This is a genomic window from Streptomyces sp. SAI-135 (assembly GCF_029893805.1).
In the GTDB taxonomy this organism is placed as follows: domain Bacteria; phylum Actinomycetota; class Actinomycetes; order Streptomycetales; family Streptomycetaceae; genus Streptomyces.
On record NZ_JARXYP010000002.1, the window covers coordinates 2,235,504 to 2,255,803 of the forward strand.

The 20,300-nt window shown below is 68.7% G+C and carries 12 protein-coding genes, 3 rRNA genes and 1 pseudogene; 3 read left to right on the forward strand and 13 right to left on the reverse strand.

What is annotated here, in order from left to right; translation table 11 throughout:
- Positions 1-2: 2 nt before the first annotated feature.
- On the forward strand, positions 3-1,634 hold the full coding sequence (locus tag M2163_RS14560; RefSeq protein ID WP_280894146.1) for a PucR family transcriptional regulator ligand-binding domain-containing protein: 1,632 nt from the start codon (positions 3-5) through the stop codon (positions 1,632-1,634).
- A gap of 16 nt (positions 1,635-1,650) precedes the next feature.
- On the opposite strand, the gene M2163_RS14565 is transcribed toward M2163_RS14560, so the two are convergent.
- The 5 genes from M2163_RS14565 to M2163_RS14585 form a co-directional block, all read right to left on the reverse strand.
- Positions 1,651-2,787 carry a glycosyltransferase family 4 protein gene (locus M2163_RS14565; protein WP_280852363.1) on the reverse strand — a complete coding sequence of 379 codons (1,137 nt, stop codon included), beginning with the start codon at positions 2,785-2,787 and terminating at the stop codon, positions 1,651-1,653.
- A 399-nt stretch (positions 2,788-3,186) separates the two neighbouring features.
- Positions 3,187-4,905, reverse strand: coding sequence for a DNA repair protein RecN (gene recN / locus M2163_RS14570; protein ID WP_280897257.1), 1,719 nt, complete (start codon positions 4,903-4,905; stop codon positions 3,187-3,189).
- A gap of 160 nt (positions 4,906-5,065) precedes the next feature.
- Positions 5,066-5,971: an NAD kinase gene (locus tag M2163_RS14575; protein ID WP_053847878.1), complete on the reverse strand. Its 906-nt coding sequence runs from the start codon at positions 5,969-5,971 to the stop codon at positions 5,066-5,068.
- Positions 5,968-6,783, reverse strand: a complete 816-nt coding sequence (locus tag M2163_RS14580; protein WP_280852362.1) for a TlyA family RNA methyltransferase — start codon at positions 6,781-6,783, stop codon at positions 5,968-5,970. Before M2163_RS14580 ends, M2163_RS14575 begins: the two co-directional genes overlap by 4 nt.
- 7 nt (positions 6,784-6,790) lie before the next feature.
- Entirely contained in the window at positions 6,791-7,093 is a 303-nt protein-coding gene (locus tag M2163_RS14585; protein ID WP_280894147.1) for a hypothetical protein, read from the reverse strand.
- Positions 7,094-7,135: 42 nt separating this feature from the next.
- On the opposite strand from M2163_RS14585, the gene M2163_RS14590 reads away from it, so the two are divergent.
- Positions 7,136-7,483 carry an SCP2 sterol-binding domain-containing protein gene (locus M2163_RS14590; protein ID WP_280852360.1) on the forward strand — a complete coding sequence of 116 codons (348 nt, stop codon included), beginning with the start codon at positions 7,136-7,138 and terminating at the stop codon, positions 7,481-7,483.
- Here the strand turns inward: M2163_RS14590 and M2163_RS14595 are convergent.
- From M2163_RS14595 to M2163_RS14610, 4 genes and pseudogenes are all read right to left on the reverse strand, one after another.
- Complete coding sequence (locus M2163_RS14595; RefSeq protein WP_280894148.1) at positions 7,467-8,312, reverse strand: ABC transporter ATP-binding protein; 846 nt, start codon at positions 8,310-8,312, stop codon at positions 7,467-7,469. The two genes, M2163_RS14590 and M2163_RS14595, sit on opposite strands and share 17 nt — an antisense overlap.
- Before the next feature lie 83 nt (positions 8,313-8,395).
- Positions 8,396-9,347, reverse strand: a pseudogene (locus M2163_RS14600) (iron chelate uptake ABC transporter family permease subunit); the annotation flags it as partial.
- Entirely contained in the window at positions 9,344-10,387 is a 1,044-nt protein-coding gene (locus M2163_RS14605; RefSeq protein WP_280852357.1) for an iron chelate uptake ABC transporter family permease subunit, read from the reverse strand. The gene M2163_RS14605 and the pseudogene M2163_RS14600, both read right to left, overlap by 4 nt.
- A gap of 89 nt (positions 10,388-10,476) precedes the next feature.
- Positions 10,477-11,505, reverse strand: a complete 1,029-nt coding sequence (locus tag M2163_RS14610) for an HAD hydrolase-like protein (protein ID WP_280894149.1) — start codon at positions 11,503-11,505, stop codon at positions 10,477-10,479.
- A gap of 72 nt (positions 11,506-11,577) precedes the next feature.
- On the opposite strand from M2163_RS14610, the gene M2163_RS14615 reads away from it, so the two are divergent.
- Complete coding sequence (locus M2163_RS14615; RefSeq protein WP_280894150.1) at positions 11,578-12,870, forward strand: DUF1015 domain-containing protein; 1,293 nt, start codon at positions 11,578-11,580, stop codon at positions 12,868-12,870.
- A 67-nt stretch (positions 12,871-12,937) separates the two neighbouring features.
- Here the strand turns inward: M2163_RS14615 and M2163_RS14620 are convergent, their stop codons facing one another.
- The 4 genes from M2163_RS14620 to M2163_RS14635 form a co-directional block, all read right to left on the reverse strand.
- Positions 12,938-13,708, reverse strand: a complete 771-nt coding sequence (locus M2163_RS14620; RefSeq protein WP_280854237.1) for a tetratricopeptide repeat protein — start codon at positions 13,706-13,708, stop codon at positions 12,938-12,940.
- A gap of 1,226 nt (positions 13,709-14,934) precedes the next feature.
- Positions 14,935-15,051, reverse strand: a 5S ribosomal RNA gene (gene rrf, locus M2163_RS14625).
- A gap of 105 nt (positions 15,052-15,156) precedes the next feature.
- Positions 15,157-18,277 (reverse strand): 23S ribosomal RNA (locus M2163_RS14630).
- Positions 18,278-18,575: 298 nt separating this feature from the next.
- A 16S ribosomal RNA gene (locus tag M2163_RS14635) occupies positions 18,576-20,101 on the reverse strand.
- Together the 16S, 23S and 5S rRNA genes form the textbook arrangement of a ribosomal RNA operon.
- Between the last annotated feature and the right edge of the window lie 199 nt (positions 20,102-20,300).

A 20,300-nucleotide genomic window follows, 5' to 3' on the forward strand; every position in this document is an offset into this window, starting at 1 on the left:
TCATGGACAGCGGCACGAACAGCGGTTTCGACACCCAGGGCGCCGGGATCACCGTGCAGCGCGCGCTGGAGCTGCCCGGTCTGCGCAGCGGCCTCCCGGAGATCCTCGCGGGCGCGGACCGGCTGCACCGGACCGTGCGGTGGGTGCACGCGGGCGAGGTCCCGAACATCGCCTCCCTGCTGAAGGGCGGGGAGCTGCTGCTGACCACCGGCTACGGGCTCGGCACCCGTCCGGCCGAGCAGCGCGCCTTCGTGCGCACGCTGGCCGAGCGCGGGATCGCGGCCCTGGTCGTCGAGCTCGGCCCGCGCTTCACACGGCTGCCCGCGGCCCTGGTCGACACGGCCCGCGCGACCGGCCTGCCACTTGTCCAGCTGCACCGCGAGGTGCCCTTCGTGACGGTCACCGAGGAGATCCACACCGAGATCGTCAACGGTCACTACGCGCTGCTCCAGCGGGCCGAGGAGGTGCACCGCCGCTGTACCGAGGCCCTGCTGGGCGGCGGCGGTGTCCCGCAGGTCCTCGGCATCCTGGCCGACTTCAGCGGCAACCCGGTCTTCCTGGAGACGACCGACGGACAGCTCCTGTACGCCGCGGGCGAGGGCCCCGAGGGCGCCGACCCGCTCCAGGTGTGGGAGGGACTGCGCGGCCAGCACAAGGACGCGCCGCCTGCCGGGTCGGTCCTCGTGGACGTGCCCGGGGGCGGGGCCGGTACGGGTTCGGTGCGGGCGCGGCTGGTCCTGCTGCCCGTGCGGGGGCCGATGGGGCCGGTGCACCGGATGGCGGCGGAACGGGCCGCGGGCATCCTCGCCGTCGTCCTGATGCAGGCCCGCCAGGAGGAGGAGCTGGCGGCCCGCGGGCGCGGCGACTTCCTGACCGACCTCGCCGAGGGCCGGATCACCGCCGAGGACGCGCCCGCGCAGGCGCGCGTGCTGGGCTTCAGGCCGGGCGGCGGCCCGCTGCTGCCCGTCGTGATGCACCTCGGCTCCTCGGGCGGCGGCTGGGCGGTCCTGGCCCGGGCGGTCTCCGAGGAGCTGGCCGCGGTCGGCGTGCCGGTTCTGCTGGGCGTACGGCCCGTCGAGGGCCGGGTGCTCGTGCTGCTCGGTCTGCGCTCGGAGTCGGAGCGCCCGGCGGTCGCGGACCGGGTCGCGGCGGCCCTGCGGGCGGGCGTGGAGCGGGCCGGGATGCAGCGGCCGGGCGCGCAGCCGCCGGTCGTGGTCGTCGGGGTCGCCGGCGGCTGGGCTGCGGCCTCGGCGGGCCTGCGCCACGCGGCCGAGACGGCGACGGCGGCGCAGGGCCTGTCGGACCGCCCCTGGTACGACGCCCGCCGCCTCGACATCGACCTGCTGCTGTGGCGGCTGCGCGACCATCCGGACCTCGCGGCTTTCGTGGACCGCGCCATCGGCCCGCTGCGCGCCCACGACAACCGCTCCAAGCCGCCCCTGCTGCCGACCCTGGAGACCTATCTGGCGCACGCCGGCCGCAAGGCGGAGACGGCCCGCGAACTCCACCTCAACCGGCAGACCCTCTACAACCGCCTCGCCCGCATCGGCGAGTTGCTCGGCACGGACCTCGACGACCCGCAGACGGTACTGGCGTTGAGCCTGGCGCTGCGGGCACGCCGACACGTGCCCTAAGGTCCGGTCCGGCCCTTCAGATCAGCGGCCGGGGCTGGGTCAACTCGTCGTAGACGCTGAGCACTTGCGCGACCGTCTCGTCCTCGGTCGGCCAGGTCGCCGCCTGCCGCACCCCGCGCTCCCTCAGCAGCTCCCGCCGCTCGGGGTCGCCGAGCAGCCGCACCACGGCCCCGGCGAGGGCCTCCGGGTCGCCGTACGGGACGAGTTCGGCCGCGTCGCCGACGAGTTCGGGGATGCCGCCGACCTCGGTGGCGACGAGCGGCACCCGCGCGTGGAAGGCCTCCTGGGCGAGCACCGAGCGCGCTTCCCAGCGGCTGGGCAGGAGCGCGAGATCGGCGGCCGCGAGCAGTTCGGAGACGTCGTCGCGCCGCCCGATCAGCCGGACCGGCAGCCCTTCCTCCTCGATACGGCTCTGCAGGACCGCCCGCAGCGGCCCCTCACCGGCGACGACGACCAGCGGCACGGGGTCGAGAAGGCGCCACGCGCGTGTGGCGTCGAGCAGCGTCTCGTAGCCCTTGTGCCGCTCCAGTGCGCCGACCGCCATCAGCAACGGGCGCCCGATGGCGCCTAGTTCCGCCCGCACCTTGGGCCGCAGCCGGTCGGGGTCCTCCTGCTCGACGACCACGCGCGGCCCGGGCAGGGCGACGGCGGCCAGGCGCGCGTCCCGGGCACCGGTCCTGCGGGCGCGGTCCACGAGGGCCGAGGTGGAACCGAGGACCACGGAGGCCGCCTTGACGACCCGGCGTTCCAGAAGGCGCACGAAATGGGCCCGCGCTCCTTCGGCGTACGCCCGGTCGTGCCAGGTGACGACGAGCGGGGTCCGGCGCCCGCTGAGCGCGAGCACCGCGCGGAACGAGGCGTGCAGCCCGTGCGCGTGCACCAGGTCCGCGTCCGCACAGGCCGCCCGCAGCACCGCCACGGAGGTCGGGTCACTGCTGCGCGGCACGTGCACGTGGTCGGCACCGGCCCCGGTGAAGTCGTAGGCGCGATCCGCCTCGGCGGGGGCGCACACCGTGACCCGCACGCCCCGCGCGACGAGCCCCGAGGTCAGGGAGCGCACATGCGCGCTGCTGCCGGCGTTGCCTCCGCCCAGCACCTGCACGGTGCGCAGCGGCGACTGGCCGTGCGGTGAGTGGCTGCTCACGGGGGTCACGTGGCCGGGCTCCTGGTTCGGGTCGGACGGTCACGAGGAAACGTACAGAAGGTGTCGAGCGGAGGGGTGTACCGCGCGCTTCCTACGCGTGACGGGTTCCCTGCCAAGGATGCCAGGACGTACGGGTGTTCCGTGCATGCGGAGAACGGGGGAAGGGCGTGTGCGGCGAGTCGGCGTCACTCACAAGAGTGACAGTGGGGTGTCCAACCCGTTTCCAGGGCCCGGCCGCCGGGGTCCCGGCCAACTGGACAGCGGCGCTGGTGACTTCGCCGCTCACCAGCGCACCCAGATGTGCCCGAGAGCCCGGCGGGAGTGAGGCGGGGACCCCGGCAACCCGGCGCGCAGGACGGCCGGTGCGGGCGCGCGTCACGACTTCGGTGAGTCGCAGCCGCGCACCCCTCACGCGTCCGCACGTGCCGTGGCCAGCAGCTCCTCCGCGTGCGCCCGGGCCGTCTCCGAGTCCTCCTGGCCCGCGAGCATCCGGGACAGCTCCCGGACCCGCTCCTCGCCCTCCAGCACCTTCACACCGGACCGGGTCACGGAGCCGTCGTTCGTCTTCTCCACCAGCAGCTGCCGGTCGGCGAAGGCCGCGACCTGCGGCAGGTGGGTCACCACCACGACCTGCGCGGTCTTCGCGAGCCGCGCGAGGCGCCGCCCGATCTCGACCGCCGCCTTGCCGCCGACACCGGCGTCGACCTCGTCGAAGAGGTACGTCGGCACCGGGTCCGTCCCCGCGAAGACGACCTCGACGGCCAGCATCACGCGCGAGAGCTCACCGCCGGACGCGCCCTTGGCGATGGGCCGCGGCGGCGCACCGGGGTGCGGGGCGAGCAGCAGTTCGACCTCGTCGGCACCGGCCGGGCCGTACGCGACCGCGCGCCCGCCGACCTCCACGCCGTCCGGGTCCTCGGTCTGCCGGATGGCGAAGGACACGCGCGCGTGGGGCATCGCCAGGGAGGCCAGCTCCGCCGTCACCGCCGCCGCGAACCGCTCCGCGGCCTCGGTCCGCGCATCCGTCAACGCCTGTGCGAGTCCGCCCAGTTCGGCCCTGAGCGCGTCCCGCTCGGCGGTCAGCTCGTCGATCCGCTCGTCGTCGCCGTCCAGTTCGGTCAGGCGCGCGGCGCTCTGCTCGGCCCAGGTGAGCACGGCGGCCACGTCCTCGCCGTACTTGCGCGTCAGCGCGGTGAGCGCGGCCCGCCGCTCCTCGACGGCCGACAGCCGCAGCGGATCGGCGTCCAGGTCGTCGGCGTACCCCGCCAGCTCGCCCGCCACATCGCCCAGCAGGATCCCGATCTCCCCGATCCGGTCGGCCAGCGCGGCGAGGGCCGGATCGTGCGACCGTACGGCCTCCAGAGCCCGCTGGGCGCCCGCCACGAGCGTCGCCGCGTCGATGCCCTCGGGGTCCTCGGGATTGCCCGCGAGGGCGGCATGGGCGGCCGTGGCGGCGGACGACAGTGCCTCGGCGTGCCCGAGCCGTTCCGCCTCCTCCGCCAGCTCGACGTCCTCGCCGGCCCGCGGTTCCACCCCCGCGATCTCGTCGAGCCCGAACCGCAGCAGGTCGGCTTCCTGGGCCCGCTCACGCGCGCGTGTGACGATCTCGTCCAGCTCGGCGGAGACGGCCCGCAGCCGCCGGTAGGCCTCGGTGTACTTGGCGAGCGGCACGGCGACCGCGTCGCCCGCGTACCGGTCCAGCGCCTGCCGCTGCCGGTTCAGCTTGAGCAGCCCCTGCTGATCGGTCTGCCCGTGGACGGCGACCAGCTCGTCGGCGAGCTCGGCGAGCACCCCGACGGGCACCGACCGCCCGCCCAGGTGCGCCCGCGACCGCCCTTCGGCGGAAACGGTGCGGCTGATCAGCAGCGCCCCGTCGTCGAGCTCGGCCCCCGCCTCCTCGGCCCGTACGACGACGGAGTCGCCGGCGGCCACGGTGATCCGCCCCTCCACGACCGCCTTCTCGGCCCCGATCCGCACGAGCGCCGCGTCAGCCCGTCCCCCGAGCAACAGCCCCAGGCTGGTGACCACCATGGTCTTGCCCGCACCCGTCTCACCGGTGACAGCGGTGAACCCGGGCGACAACTCGACGACGGCGTCATCGATGACTCCGAGCGACCGTATCCGCATCTCTTCCAGCACGGTGAAGACCTTACGAGGTCGGGGCGGGCGAGTGCGAGGTGCCCTTGTCACTCGGGCGAGTGTCAGGCCTTCAGGGGCGCGGGGAACTGCGCGAGAAGCCCCACCGACCGAAGGCCGCCCACGCTCCGCAACCAGCCCCCACGGTCGGCTAGTGAGGCGCCCCCCGCCACCCGGACACGGGCAACGCGAACTTCGCCACAAGCCGATCCGTGAACGAAGCATGATGCAGTCGAGCCAGCCGCACCGGCACAGCCCCCCGCCGCACCTCCACCCGCGCCCCCGGCGGCAACTCGAACGTCCGCCGCCCGTCACACCACAACACCCCCGGCGGAATGTGCGGCAACAACTCCACGGCCAGCACGGAGTTCGGCGAGGTCACCAACGGCTTCGCGAACAACGCGTGCGCGGAGATCGGCACCATCAGCAGCGCCTCCACCTCGGGCCACACCACGGGCCCGCCCGCGGAGAAGGCGTACGCCGTGGACCCCGTGGGCGTGGACAGCACGATCCCGTCGCACCCGAACCCCGTCACCGGCCGCCCGTCGATCTCCAGCACGACCTCGAGGAGCTTCTCGGCGCCGGCCTTCTGCACGGCCGCCTCGTTCAGCGCCCAGTCGGTGTGGACGATGTCCCCGTTCCGGTGAACGACGACATCGACGGTCATCCGCTCCTCGACCTCGTACGCCTTGGACACCACCCGGTCGACGACCTTGTCGAGATCGTCCCGCTCGGCCTCCGCGAGGAACCCGACACTGCCCAGGTTGACGCCGAGCATCGGCACCCCGGAAGCGCGGGCGAACTCCGCGCCGCGCAGCAGCGTCCCGTCACCGCCGAGCACGATGAGCAGCTCGCACCCTTCGAGGCACTGCGGGGTGGCCTCCTTGACCAGCTGCACCTCGGGCGGCAGCGGCAGGTCGGCCGCCTCGTACTCCAGGACGCGCACGCCGATGTCGGAGCGCAGCAGCCCCTTCACGACCAGCTCGGCACTGCGAATGGCCGCGGGCCGCCCGGTGTGGGCGAGCAGGAAAACAGTACGAGCTCGGTTCTGGCTCAACGCGGCCCCTCCGCAACTGCACGGTCGACATCGGCCGGGTCCAGGGCGGGCGCCCCGGCACGCAGCCACAGAAAGTATTCGACATTGCCCGAGGGTCCGGGCAACGGACTGGCCGTGACCCCGTTCACCCCGAGCCCGAGCTCGCCCGCCTTCTCGGCCACTCCCCGCACGGCCTCCGCCCGCAGCTGCGTGCTCCGTACGACTCCCCCGCTGCCCAGCCGTTCCTTCCCCACCTCGAACTGCGGCTTCACCATCATCACCAGATCGGCGTCCGGCTTCACGCACCGCACCAGGGCGGGCAGTACCAGTCCGAGCGGGATGAAGGACAGATCCCCCACGACAAGATCCACTGGTTCCCCATCGATCGCTTCGAGCGTCAACTCGCGTACGTTCGTACGGTCCTTGACGGTGACGCGTTCATCGCTCCGGAGAGACCACGCGAGTTGTCCGTACCCGACGTCGACGGCGACCACGTGCGCGGCCCCGGCCCGCAGCAGCACATCGGTGAAACCGCCGGTGGAGGCGCCGGCGTCCAGCGCCCGCCGCCCTTCGACGACGAGCCCCTGCGGCACGAACACCTCCAGCGCCCCCGCGAGCTTGTGCCCACCGCGGGACACGTAGTCGGGATCGCCGTCGTCGCTCTGCACCACGATCGCCGCCGCGGTCTCCACCTGAGTGGCGGGCTTGGTCGCCACGGTCTTGCCGACGGTGACCCGCCCGGCCGCGATCAGCTGGCTGGCGTGCTCACGCGAGCGCGCCAGCTTCCGCCGGACCAGCTCCGCGTCCAGCCGACGGCGTGCGACTCCTGCCACGTTCGGTTCAGCTCCTAGTGCCATACGAGGGTGAGGGCCCCCTGTGGTCATACGACGGTGAGGGCGCCGGAGGTCCCGGGCGCGCGTCGAGCGCGGTGAGCGCGTCGCGCAGCCCCCGGTGTACATCCTCGTACACCTCGATGTGCCCGTCCGTGGCGAGGTGGTCGGCGTCGCCGAGCCGCTCCAGCTGTACGTCGACCTCGGCGTTGCCGGTGGGAGTGCGAGGGACGTTCAGCGGGGCGGGGCCGGCCGGGTCGCCCCCGGGTCCGGCCGTGGCCTCGTGTGAAGGCTCTGGAACAGCGTCGCTCATGCCCAGACGCTACCTCGAACCGCTGGGGTACCGTCGATCGCGATGGCCACGACCGAGGAGTGCCGCGCCGCACTCGAGAAGCTCTCCGACAACATGGGCAACGCCGAGGGGGACGTCGCCGCGGCGGCGTCCATGGACCGCTCGGTGAGCTGCCGTGTCACCGATCTCGACGTCACCTTCGTCGGCCGGATGACGGGCGGCCGGATCGTGGTGCGGGACACGATCCAGGGCCCTCCGAAGGAGAAGGCCCAGATCAGGCTCACCCTGGCGGGCGACGACCTGGTGGCGCTCGTGCACGGCGAGCTGAACTTCGCCAAGGCGTGGGGCTCGGGCCGGGTGAAGCTGGAGGCGGGTCTGCGCGACCTGCTCCGGCTCAGGAAGCTTCTTTAGCGACCACGCGTGCGCGTGCCTTGCGCGCGGCCGGCACCACCAGCGGTGTCTCGGTCTCCGGGTCGTCGATGACCTGGCAGCGCAGCCCGAAGACCTCCTCGACCAGCTCGGCCGTGACGATGTCGTTCGGGGCGCCCTCGGCGATGATCCTCCCGGCCTTGAGCGCGATGAGGTGGGTGGCGTAGCGGGCCGCGTGGTTGAGGTCGTGCAGGACGGCGACCAGCGTGCGGCCCTGCTCCTCGTGCAGTTCGGCACAGAGGTCGAGGACGTCGATCTGGTGCTGGATGTCGAGGTAGGTCGTCGGCTCGTCCAGGAGCAGCAGCGGGGTCTGCTGGGCGAGGGCCATCGCGATCCACACCCGCTGCCGCTGACCGCCGGACAGCTCGTCGACGTACCGCTCGGCGAGCTCCGCCACCCCGGTCTGCCGCATGGACTCCTGGACGACCCGCTCGTCCTCGGTGGACCACTGGCGCAGGATGCCCTGGTGCGGGTAGCGACCGCGGCCGACCAGGTCGGCGACGGTGATCCCGTCGGGCGCGATCGACGACTGCGGGAGCAGGCCCAGGGTGCGGGCGACCTTCTTCGCCGGCATCGACTGGATGACCTGCCCGTCGAGCAGCACCTTGCCCTGGCTGGGCTTGAGCATCCGCGACAGAGCCCGCAGGAGCGTGGACTTGCCGCACGCGTTGGGGCCGACGATCACCGTGAAGGAGTTGTCGGGGATCTCCACCGACAGCTGCTCGGCGATGACCCGCTGGTCGTAGGCCAGGGTGACGGTGTCGGCGGACAGGCGGTTCACGGTGCTCCTTGTGCTCCTCGGGGTGTTCATATCCGGCCCGCCTTGCGCTCGGTGACCAGGAGCCACAGCAGGTAGACCCCGCCGAGGACTCCGGTGACCACGCCGACGGGCAGCTGGTCGGCGCCGAAGATCTTCTGCGAGACCAGGTCGGCGGTGACCAGGAGGGTGGCGCCCATGCACAGGGACGGCAGCAGGTTGGGGGCCGGGCGAGCGGGTGAGGCGGCGGGCCAGCTGCGGTGCGGTGAGCGCGACGAAGCTGACCGGCCCGGCGGCCGCGGTGGCGGCGGCGGTGAGCAGGACGGCGGCGACCAGGAGCAGCAGCCGTACGCGCTCCACCCGTACGCCCAGAGCGCCCGAGACGTCGTCGCCCATCTCCATCATCCTGAGGCCGCGTCCGTTGGCGAGGACGAGCGGGACGAGGATCGCGCAGAGCCACAGCAGCGGCCACACCTGCGCCCAGTCCCGGCCGCTGAGCGAGCCGGTCATCCACACCACGGCCTGGGCCGCCTCGGTGATCGTCGACCTGGTCAGCAGATAGCCGTTGACCGCCGTGACGATCGCGGAGATTCCGATGCCGACCAGGACCAGCCGGTACCCGTGCACCCCCTGCTTCCAGGCGAGCACATAGATGGCCAGCCCGGTCACCAGGCCGCCCACGAGCGCGCCCAGGGTGACCTGGGCCGTGGTCCCCGAGAACAGCACGATCATCGTGAGCGCCCCGGCCGTGGCCCCCTGGCTGAGGCCGAGCACGTCCGGGCTGCCCAGCGGGTTGCGGGAGACGGCTTGGAACAGCGCGCCCCCGAGCCCGAGCGAGGCGCCGACCAGGAGCCCGACGAGGACCCGGGGCAGCCGCAGTTCGTTGACGATGAACTCCTGCCCGGCGTCACCGTTCCCGAGCAGCGTCTTGAGCACGTCCCCGGCGGGGATCGGGAAGTCGCCGGTGCCGATCAGCACGACGCTCGCGGTGAGCGCGGCGAGCAGGATCAGGGCGACGGCGACGGTGGCCCGGACGTCCAGCCGGACGGAGAGCCCGCCGGGGGTCCTGAGGGCACGGTTGGTCCTCACAGCTGCGCCGTCCTTCGCCGTCGTACGAGAAAGATGAAGACCGGTCCGCCGATGATCGAGGTCACGATGCCCACCTGGAGCTCCGCGGGCCGGGCCACGATCCGGCCGATGACGTCGGAGCCCAGCAGCAGCACGGGCGACAGGACGGTCGCGTAGGGCAGGATCCAGCGCAGGTCGGGGCCGGTGAAGGAGCGCACGATGTGCGGCACCATCAGGCCGACGAACACGATCGGTCCGCAGGCCGCGGTGGCCGCCCCGCACAGCACGGTCGCGGAGAGCATCGCCAGCGCCCGGGTGCGGTTGAGGTGGGCGCCGAGGGCCTTGGCGGTGTCGTCGCCCATCTCCATCGCGTTGAGCGGCCGGGCGAGAGCGAGCGCGAGGAGCGAACCGGTCGCGAGGAACGGCAGCACCTGCATGATCGTCGAGTTGCTCGCGGAGGACAGTGAACCGACCGTCCAGAAGCGCATCTTGTTGAGCGCCTGGTCGTCGGTGATCATCACGGCCTGGAGGTAGCCGTACAGGGCCGCGCTGATCGCCGTACCGGCCAGCGCGAGCCGCACCGGGGTGGCGCCCCGGCTGCCGCCGAGGAACCAGACCAGCGCGCCGACCGCTGCCGCGCCGAGGAAGGCGAACCACACATAGCCGCTGAGCGAAGTGACGCCGAAGAAGGTGATCGCGGTGACCACCGCGGCGGACGCGCCCGCGTTGATGCCGAGCAGCCCGGGGTCGGCCAGCGGATTGCGGGTGAGGGCCTGGAGCACCGCCCCGGACAGACCGAGCGCGGCGCCCGCGAGCAGCCCGAGGAGGGTCCGGGACAGCCGGTCGGCCACCACGACGTCGCCGTAGGTCCCCGTGTCCTGGAACAGTCCGTGCCAGACCTGTTCCACGGACAGCCCTTTCGCCCCGACCGCGATGCTCGCCGTCGCGAGGAGCGCCAGGAGCACGACGGACACGAGGAGCCCAAGGACTCGTATCGCCCGGCGGGTTGGGGGCGCGGGGGCGGTCTCCGCGCGCTGTTCGGGAGGACTGTCGACCAACACGCAGTTAGGTTAGCCTACCCTGCCAACCAGCCACGATCCCGAGGCCCGAACGCCCCGGACTCACCGGAACCCGCCTCCCGCGCCCGCCCTCACAGCCCCAGCCTGGCCAGCGCCTTCCCCGCGTCCAGCTCGCACACACCGTCCCCGGCCGCCGTCCAGGCCGCCGCGCACAGCGCCCGCAGCGCGTCCAGCGCCTCGCCGTCACCGTCGAGTTCCAGCCGCTCCTTCCCGGCCGTCGCCGTCCATCCCCCGCACCGGAAGCCTTCCCCGGCCTCGACGATCTCGGGCTGTCCGGTGAGCATCCCCCGCAGATCCGCGTCCACATAGGTCGGCCGGTGCTGCGGCGGCGCGGCCAGCAACCGGGGGCCGTCGGTGACGCCGGTGAGCACGAGCAGCGAGTCCACCTCGCCGTTGAACGCGCCCTCGATGTCGGTGTCCAGCCGGTCCCCGACCACCAACGGCCGCTCCGCACCGGTCCGCAGGATCGTCTCCCGGTGCATGGGGGGCAGCGGCTTGCCCGCGACCTGCGGCTCGGCACCGGTCGCGATCCGCACGACCTCCACCGCGGCCCCGTTGCCGGGCGCGATCCCGCGCCCGCTCGGAATGGTCAGGTCGGTGTTGGACGCGAACCAGGGCACCCCGCGCGCGACCGCGTAACTCGCCTCCGCGAACCGGCCCCAGGGCAGATCCGGCCCGCCGAACCCCTGCACGACCGCCGCCGGATCGTCGTCCGCCGACTCCACGGGCTCCAGCCCCCGCTCCCGCAGCGCCACCCGCAGCCCCTCGCCACCGATGACCAGCACCCGCGCCCCGGCCGGCACCTGCTCGCTGATCAGCCGCGCGACCGCCTGCGCGGAGGTGATGACGTCCTCGGCCCCCGTCGGTATCCCCAGCTCGGTGAGGTGCCCGGCCACGGCATCGGGCGTCCGCAGCGCGTTGTTGGTGACGTAGGCGAGGTGCATGCCCCCCTCGCGCGCGGTGGCGAGCGACTCGACGGCGTGCGCGATCGCGTTCCCGCCCGCGTACACCACCCCGTCGAGGTCGAGCAGCGCGGTGTCGTACGCCTCGCTCAGGGCCTGCCCACTGCCCTCGGGCCTCGTCCTCACGCGCTGACTCATTCCGCATCGCTCCTCGTTCGACGGCTTTCCCCCGATCATCCCCCATGCCACCGACACCCGTACGATGCCGGGATGAACACAGCAGGTCACCCGGAAGCAACGGCGCGCCGAGGCCTGGAACTCACCCCGTTCCGAGGCCTGCGCTACGACCCCGACCGGGTCGGCAGCCTGGCCGCCGTGACATCCCCGCCGTACGACGTCGTGGTCCGCCCCGACGGCCTGCACCAGCTCCAGTCGAACGACCCGTACAACATCGTCCGGCTGATCCTCCCGCAGGCGACGACCCCGGCCGAACGCAACGAGCAGGCGGCCCGCACCCTGCGCGGCTGGCTCTCCGAGGGCATCCTGGCCGCCGACCGCGAGCCCGGCCTGTACGTCTACGAACAGGACGACGGCGCGGGCCTGCTCCAGCGCGGAATCATCGGCACCCTGCTCCTGTCGGAGCCCTCCGAGGGCGTGGTCCTGCCCCACGAGGACGTCATGTCGCACGTAGTCGCCGACCGCGCGGCCCTGATGCGCGCCACCTCCGCCAACCTCGAACCCCTGCTGCTCACCTACCGCGGCAACGGCTCGGAATCCGTCACGACGCAGGTCATCGAACGCACGGCTGAACAGCCCCCGCTCCTCGCCACCACCACGGAGGACGGCTACCGCCACCGCCTGTGGTCGATCACCGACCCCGCCGAAGTGGCCCGCATCCAGTCGGACCTGACCCGGCACCAGGCCCTCATCGCCGACGGCCACCACCGCTGGGCGACCTACCGCCGTCTACGCGCGGAGCACCCCTCCCCCAGTCCCTGGGACCACGGCCTGGTCCTGCTGGTCGACACGGCCCGCTATCCCCTGCGCGTCCGCGCCATCCACCGCCTTCTGCACGGCGTCCCGGTGTCCCGGGCCCTGGAACTCCTGGACGGCCTCTTCCGCGTACGGCACCTCGACGTGCCCCTGGCCGAGGCCCTGGACGTCCTCGCCGACGCCGCCTGCGCGGGCAACGCCTTCCTCCTCGCCGGCGACGGCGCCTTCCACCTCGTGGACCGCCCCGACCCGGACCTCCTGGCCCGCACCATCCCCGCGGACCGCCCCAGCGCCTGGCGCACCCTGGATGCCACGGTCCTGCACGCCACGCTCCTCGCCCACGTCTGGCAGGTCCCCGAGGACGACCCGGCCCGCATCGCCTACATCCACGACACGGCCGCCACGGTCGAGAAGGCGGAACGCGACGGCGGCACGGCGGTCCTGATGCATCCGGTGCGCGAGGACGTCGTCCGCGACCTCGCCCGCCAGGGCGTCACGATGCCGCGCAAGTCGACGTCGTTCGGCCCGAAACCGGCGTCGGGCCTGGTCCTGCGCGCGCTGGACGTCTGACACGTCCGACGCACGAAGGGGCGGGATCCCGGGATCCCGCCCCTTGGCTCACCGACGGCTCACGTCGTCAGTCCTTGAGGTCGCCGTCCTCGACGCCCTCGCCGTCCTCGTCCTCCACGGCCTTCACGGCGGTCTCGCCGTCACTCTCGTCGTCAGCGTCCTCGAAGGCGTCCACGAACTCGACCCCGTCCAGCTCGGCGAGCCGGTCGGAGGCGTCCGTGCTGCCGTCCTTGTCGGACTCCACGGCCTTGGCGAACCACTCCCGCGCCTCGCCCTCCCGGCCGGCCGCGAGCAGCGCGTCGGCGTACGCGTACCGCAGGCGCGCGGTCCACGGCTGCACCGAGTTGGATGCCAGCTCGGGGCTCTGCAGCGTCACGATGGCCGCATCCAGCTGCCCCATGTCACGCCGGGCACCGGCCGCGACGAGCCGCATCTCGACCTGTCCGGCCTTGTCGAGCTTGTGCACCTCGGGCGCACCGGCCATGTCCAGCGCCTTCTCCGGCCGCCCGAGCCCACGCTCGCAGTCGGCCATGACCGGCCACAGCTCCACGTTCCCGGTCATCCGCCGCGCGGCCCGGAACTCGGCGAGCGCCTCGCTGTACTTCTGACTGGCGTACGCCGCGAACCCGGCCGCCTCGCGTACGGCGGCGACACGCGACGCCAGCCGCAGGGCCACCTTGGAGTAGCCGTAGGCGCCCTCGGGGTCCTCGTCGATGAGCCGGGCGACCATCACCAGGTTCTTGGCGACATCCTCCGCGAGCCCCTTCGGCAGGCTCTGCAGCTCCTGCCGTACGTCCTTGTCGATCTCGTCGCCCGTGACGTCCTCGGGGATCGGCAGCCGCTTGATCGGCTCGCGGTCACGGTCCCGCTCGTCACGGAACCGGCCACCACCGCCTCGACGGTCGTCGCCACCACGCCGGTCGTCCCGCCCACGGAACCCACCGGGCCGCCCACCGCGGTCGTCCCTGCGGGGCCCGCCGCGTCCCCCACGGTCGTCGCCGCCGCGCCGGTCGTCCCGCCCACGGAAGCCACCGCGCTCGCCCCGGTTGTCGTCCCGGCGGAAACCGCCACGGTCGCCACGGTTGTCGTCACGACGGTCGTTGTCCCGGCGGAAGCCACCGCGGTCCCCACGGTCATCGCCCCGACGGTCGTCGCGTCGGTCATCCCGACGGTCGTCCCGCCGCTCGTAACTGCCGCGGTTGTCGTCACGACGGAAACCACCACGCTCACCCCGGTCGTCACGACGGAAGCCACGGTCACGGTCGTCCCCACGGGGACCACGGTCGCGGTCGTCACGACGGCCATAGCCACCGCCATAACCACCGCCGCGATTGTCACCACCACGGTTGTCGCCGACGCGATTGTCGTCGCGACGGAAACCCCCACGGTCACCGCGATCGTCACGTCGCCCGTACCCACCGCCACGGTTGTCGTCACGGCGGAAGCCACCACGGTCGCTGTCCCGGCGCTCTACGCGCTCGCCGCGCTCCCCACGGTCGTCCCGACGGAAGGCAGGACGGTCACCATCGCGCCGGAACCCGCGATCGCGGTCGTCACGACGGGGCCCGGTCGGACGGTCGTCACGACGGAACGGCGGGCGAGGTCCGCGGTCGTCCCCACGGGGACCACGGTCGCGGTCGTCACGACGGCCATAGCCACCGCCATAACCGCCGCCGCGATTGTCACCACCGCGGTTGTCGTCGCGACGGAAGCCGCCACGGTCACCGCGGTCATCACCTCGGCGGTCGTCCCGCCGGTCGTCACGCCGGCCGTAGCCGCCACCGCGGTTACCACCGCGGTCGTTACCGCCACGGTCATTGTCACGGCGGTCGTTGTCACGGCGGAAGCCGCCGCGGTCACCACGGTCACCACGGTCACCACGGTCTCCTCGGTAACCGCGATCGCCACGGTCACCACTGTCCCGTCGCCGCTGGTCGCGCTCCGGTCGGTCGTCGGGAGAGTTGGTGGACATGGTGACTCCTGTCTTCGGTACTGCAAGCATTCTAAAAACAAAAGGACCCCTGGTCCCAGCTGAACGCTGGGACCAGGGGTCCTCCAAAGATTGTTCGGCGGTGTCCTACTCTCCCACAGGGTCCCCCCTGCAGTACCATCGGCGCTGTAAGGCTTAGCTTCCGGGTTCGGAATGTAACCGGGCGTTTCCCTCACGCTATGACCACCGAAACCCTAATGGTTTCGAGCGAACAAGCACACTCTTCTGTTGTGTGGTTCAGCTCTAGCCGACAACCGTTCGTTGTCTCAGAACTAACACAGTGGACGCGAGCAAATATGGACAAGCCCTCGGCCTATTAGTACCGGTCACCTCCACCCCTTACAGGGCTTCCAGATCCGGCCTATCAACCCAGTCGTCTACTGGGAGCCTTAACCCCTCAAAGGGGGTGGGAATACTCATCTCGAAGCAGGCTTCCCGCTTAGATGCTTTCAGCGGTTATCCCTCCCGAACGTAGCCAACCAGCCATGCCCTTGGCAGAACAACTGGCACACCAGAGGTTCGTCCGTCCCGGTCCTCTCGTACTAGGGACAGCCCTTCTCAATATTCCTACGCGCGCAGCGGATAGGGACCGAACTGTCTCACGACGTTCTAAACCCAGCTCGCGTACCGCTTTAATGGGCGAACAGCCCAACCCTTGGGACCGACTCCAGCCCCAGGATGCGACGAGCCGACATCGAGGTGCCAAACCATCCCGTCGATATGGACTCTTGGGGAAGATCAGCCTGTTATCCCCGGGGTACCTTTTATCCGTTGAGCGACGGCGCTTCCACAAGCCACCGCCGGATCACTAGTCCCGACTTTCGTCCCTGCTCGACCCGTCGGTCTCACAGTCAAGCTCCCTTGTGCACTTACACTCAACACCTGATTACCAACCAGGCTGAGGGAACCTTTGGGCGCCTCCGTTACTCTTTAGGAGGCAACCGCCCCAGTTAAACTACCCATCAGACACTGTCCCTGATCCGGATCACGGACCCAGGTTAGACATCCAGCACGACCAGACTGGTATTTCAACGACGACTCCACCCGAACTGGCGTCCGAGCTTCAAAGTCTCCCAGCTATCCTACACAAGCCGAACCGAACACCAATATCAAACTGTAGTAAAGGTCCCGGGGTCTTTCCGTCCTGCTGCGCGAAACGAGCATCTTTACTCGTAGTGCAATTTCACCGGGCCTATGGTTGAGACAGTCGAGAAGTCGTTACGCCATTCGTGCAGGTCGGAACTTACCCGACAAGGAATTTCGCTACCTTAGGATGGTTATAGTTACCACCGCCGTTTACTGGCGCTTAAGTTCTCAGCTTCGCCACACCGAAATGTGACTAACCGGTCCCCTTAACGTTCCAGCACCGGGCAGGCGTCAGTCCGTATACATCGCCTTACGGCTTCGCACGGACCTGTGTTTTTAGTAAACAGTCGCTTCTCGCTGGTCTCTGCGGCCACCCCCAGCTCACCGAGTAAATCGGATCACCAGTGATGGCCCCCCTTCTCCCGAAGTTACGGGGGCATTTTGCCGAGTTCCTTAACCATAGTTCACCCGAACGCCTCGGTATTCTCTACCTGACCACCTGAGTCGGTTTAGGGTACGGGCCGCCATGAAACTCGCTAGAGGCTTTTCTCGACAGCATAGGATCATCCACTTCACCACAATCGGCTCGGCATCAGGTCTCAGAAACATGTCAGGCGGATTTGCCTACCTGACGTCCTACACCCTTACCCCGGGACAACCACCGCCCGGGATGGACTACCTTCCTGCGTCACCCCATCACTCACCTACTGCAAGTCTGGTCCGTCGGCTCCACCACTCCCCTTTGCCCGAAGGCTCCGGGGCGGCTTCACGGACTTAGCATCGCCTGGTTCGATGTTTGACGCTTCACAGCGGGTACCGGAATATCAACCGGTTATCCATCGACTACGCCTGTCGGCCTCGCCTTAGGTCCCGACTTACCCTGGGCAGATCAGCTTGACCCAGGAACCCTTAGTCAATCGGCGCACACGTTTCCCACGTGTGTATCGCTACTCATGCCTGCATTCTCACTCGTGAACCGTCCACCACTGCCTTCCGGCGCAGCTTCACCCGGCACACGACGCTCCCCTACCCATCCGTACGGGCGTTGGCCCTGTTGTACGAATGACACGACTTCGGCGGTACGCTTGAGCCCCGCTACATTGTCGGCGCGGAATCACTAGACCAGTGAGCTATTACGCACTCTTTCAAGGGTGGCTGCTTCTAAGCCAACCTCCTGGTTGTCTCTGCGACTCCACATCCTTTCCCACTTAGCGTACGCTTAGGGGCCTTAGTCGATGCTCTGGGCTGTTTCCCTCTCGACCATGGAGCTTATCCCCCACAGTCTCACTGCCGCGCTCTCACTTACCGGCATTCGGAGTTTGGCTAAGGTCAGTAACCCGGTAGGGCCCATCGCCTATCCAGTGCTCTACCTCCGGCAAGAAACACACGACGCTGCACCTAAATGCATTTCGGGGAGAACCAGCTATCACGGAGTTTGATTGGCCTTTCACCCCTAACCACAGGTCATCCCCCAGGTTTTCAACCCTGGTGGGTTCGGTCCTCCACGAAGTCTTACCTCCGCTTCAACCTGCCCATGGCTAGATCACTCCGCTTCGGGTCTTGAGCGTGCTACTGAATCGCCCTATTCGGACTCGCTTTCGCTACGGCTACCCCACCCGGGTTAACCTCGCAACACACCGCAAACTCGCAGGCTCATTCTTCAAAAGGCACGCAGTCACGAGATATATGCAAGCACATATCCGACGCTCCCACGGCTTGTAGGCACACGGTTTCAGGTACTATTTCACTCCGCTCCCGCGGTACTTTTCACCATTCCCTCACGGTACTATCCGCTATCGGTCACCAGGGAATATTTAGGCTTAGCGGGTGGTCCCGCCAGATTCACACGGGATTTCTCGGGCCCCGTGCTACTTGGGTGTCTCTCAAACGAGCCGCTGACGTTTCGACTACGGGGGTCTTACCCTCTACGCCGGACCTTTCGCATGTCCTTCGCCTACATCAACGGTTTCTGACTCGTCCTGTCGCCGGCAGACGACAGAAGAGAGATCCCACAACCCCGCATGCGCAACCCCTGCCGGGTCTCACACGCATACGGTTTGGCCTCATCCGGTTTCGCTCGCCACTACTCCCGGAATCACGGTTGTTTTCTCTTCCTGCGGGTACTGAGATGTTTCACTTCCCCGCGTTCCCTCCACATACCCTATGTGTTCAGGTATGGGTGACAGCCCATGACGACTGCCGGGTTTCCCCATTCGGAAACCCCCGGATCAAAGCCTGGTTGACGACTCCCCGGGGACTATCGTGGCCTCCCACGTCCTTCATCGGTTCCTGGTGCCAAGGCATCCACCGTGCGCCCTTAAAAACTTGGCCACAGATGCTCGCGTCCACTGTGCAGTTCTCAAACAACGACCAGCCACCCGTCACACACCACTTACGCGGTGCTTCACCGGGGCCGGCATCACGAGGGGGTTCATTCCCTCAGATACCCAACAGCGTGCCCGGCCCACTCGCCTCTCCACTCATCCGTTCCACGCCGAAGCAGTACTAGGAAGATGAAGACGATCAAGTGTGCCGAATAATCAACGTTCCACCCATGAGCAACCACCGCAGAACGTTTGCCTGCGTAGTGGCCTCTGACCAACCGGAGTTGGTAAGAAGTGCTCCTTAGAAAGGAGGTGATCCAGCCGCACCTTCCGGTACGGCTACCTTGTTACGACTTCGTCCCAATCGCCAGTCCCACCTTCGACAGCTCCCTCCCACAAGGGGTTGGGCCACCGGCTTCGGGTGTTACCGACTTTCGTGACGTGACGGGCGGTGTGTACAAGGCCCGGGAACGTATTCACCGCAGCAATGCTGATCTGCGATTACTAGCAACTCCGACTTCATGGGGTCGAGTTGCAGACCCCAATCCGAACTGAGACAGGCTTTTTGAGATTCGCTCCACCTCACGGTATCGCAGCTCATTGTACCTGCCATTGTAGCACGTGTGCAGCCCAAGACATAAGGGGCATGATGACTTGACGTCGTCCCCACCTTCCTCCGAGTTGACCCCGGCGGTCTCCTGTGAGTCCCCATCACCCCGAAGGGCATGCTGGCAACACAGGACAAGGGTTGCGCTCGTTGCGGGACTTAACCCAACATCTCACGACACGAGCTGACGACAGCCATGCACCACCTGTACACCGACCACAAGGGGGCGCCCATCTCTGGACGTTTCCGGTGTATGTCAAGCCTTGGTAAGGTTCTTCGCGTTGCGTCGAATTAAGCCACATGCTCCGCTGCTTGTGCGGGCCCCCGTCAATTCCTTTGAGTTTTAGCCTTGCGGCCGTACTCCCCAGGCGGGGAACTTAATGCGTTAGCTGCGGCACCGACGACGTGGAATGTCGCCAACACCTAGTTCCCACCGTTTACGGCGTGGACTACCAGGGTATCTAATCCTGTTCGCTCCCCACGCTTTCGCTCCTCAGCGTCAGTAATGGCCCAGAGATCCGCCTTCGCCACCGGTGTTCCTCCTGATATCTGCGCATTTCACCGCTACACCAGGAATTCCGATCTCCCCTACCACACTCTAGCTAGCCCGTATCGAATGCAGACCCGGGGTTAAGCCCCGGGCTTTCACACCCGACGTGACAAGCCGCCTACGAGCTCTTTACGCCCAATAATTCCGGACAACGCTTGCGCCCTACGTATTACCGCGGCTGCTGGCACGTAGTTAGCCGGCGCTTCTTCTGCAGGTACCGTCACTTTCGCTTCTTCCCTGCTGAAAGAGGTTTACAACCCGAAGGCCGTCATCCCTCACGCGGCGTCGCTGCATCAGGCTTTCGCCCATTGTGCAATATTCCCCACTGCTGCCTCCCGTAGGAGTCTGGGCCGTGTCTCAGTCCCAGTGTGGCCGGTCGCCCTCTCAGGCCGGCTACCCGTCGTCGCCTTGGTGAGCCGTTACCTCACCAACAAGCTGATAGGCCGCGGGCTCATCCTTCACCGCCGGAGCTTTCAACCACCACGGATGCCCGTGGCAGTGCTATCCGGTATTAGACCCCGTTTCCAGGGCTTGTCCCAGAGTGAAGGGCAGATTGCCCACGTGTTACTCACCCGTTCGCCACTAATCCCCACCGAAGTGGTTCATCGTTCGACTTGCATGTGTTAAGCACGCCGCCAGCGTTCGTCCTGAGCCAGGATCAAACTCTCCGTGAATGTTTACCGGATATCCGGTTCGCACATCACGAGAGCGGAACTACCACCGGAATGAGGCGGCAATTCTCAGCGTCCTCGCTGTGTTTTCTTCAAAGGAACCTCGCCCCAGCAGATGCTGGAGACGGGGTATCAACATATCTGGCGTTGATTTTTGGCACGCTGTTGAGTTCTCAAGGAACGGACGCTTCCTTTGTACTCA

What these genes read in the sequence shown, in the direction of transcription:
- recN (WP_280897257.1), bottom strand. Translation starts at nt 4,905, where the DNA reads ATGCGGATACGGTCGCTCGGAGTCATCGATGACGCCGTCGTCGAGTTG.
- M2163_RS14615 (WP_280894150.1), top strand. Translation starts at nt 11,578, where the DNA reads ATGAACACAGCAGGTCACCCGGAAGCAACGGCGCGCCGAGGCCTGGAA.
- M2163_RS14610 (WP_280894149.1), bottom strand. Translation starts at nt 11,505, where the DNA reads ATGAGTCAGCGCGTGAGGACGAGGCCCGAGGGCAGTGGGCAGGCCCTG.
- M2163_RS14585 (WP_280894147.1), bottom strand. Translation starts at nt 7,093, where the DNA reads ATGAGCGACGCTGTTCCAGAGCCTTCACACGAGGCCACGGCCGGACCC.
- M2163_RS14590 (WP_280852360.1), top strand. Translation starts at nt 7,136, where the DNA reads ATGGCCACGACCGAGGAGTGCCGCGCCGCACTCGAGAAGCTCTCCGAC.
- M2163_RS14560 (WP_280894146.1), top strand. Translation starts at nt 3, where the DNA reads ATGGACAGCGGCACGAACAGCGGTTTCGACACCCAGGGCGCCGGGATC.
- M2163_RS14595 (WP_280894148.1), bottom strand. Translation starts at nt 8,312, where the DNA reads ATGAACACCCCGAGGAGCACAAGGAGCACCGTGAACCGCCTGTCCGCC.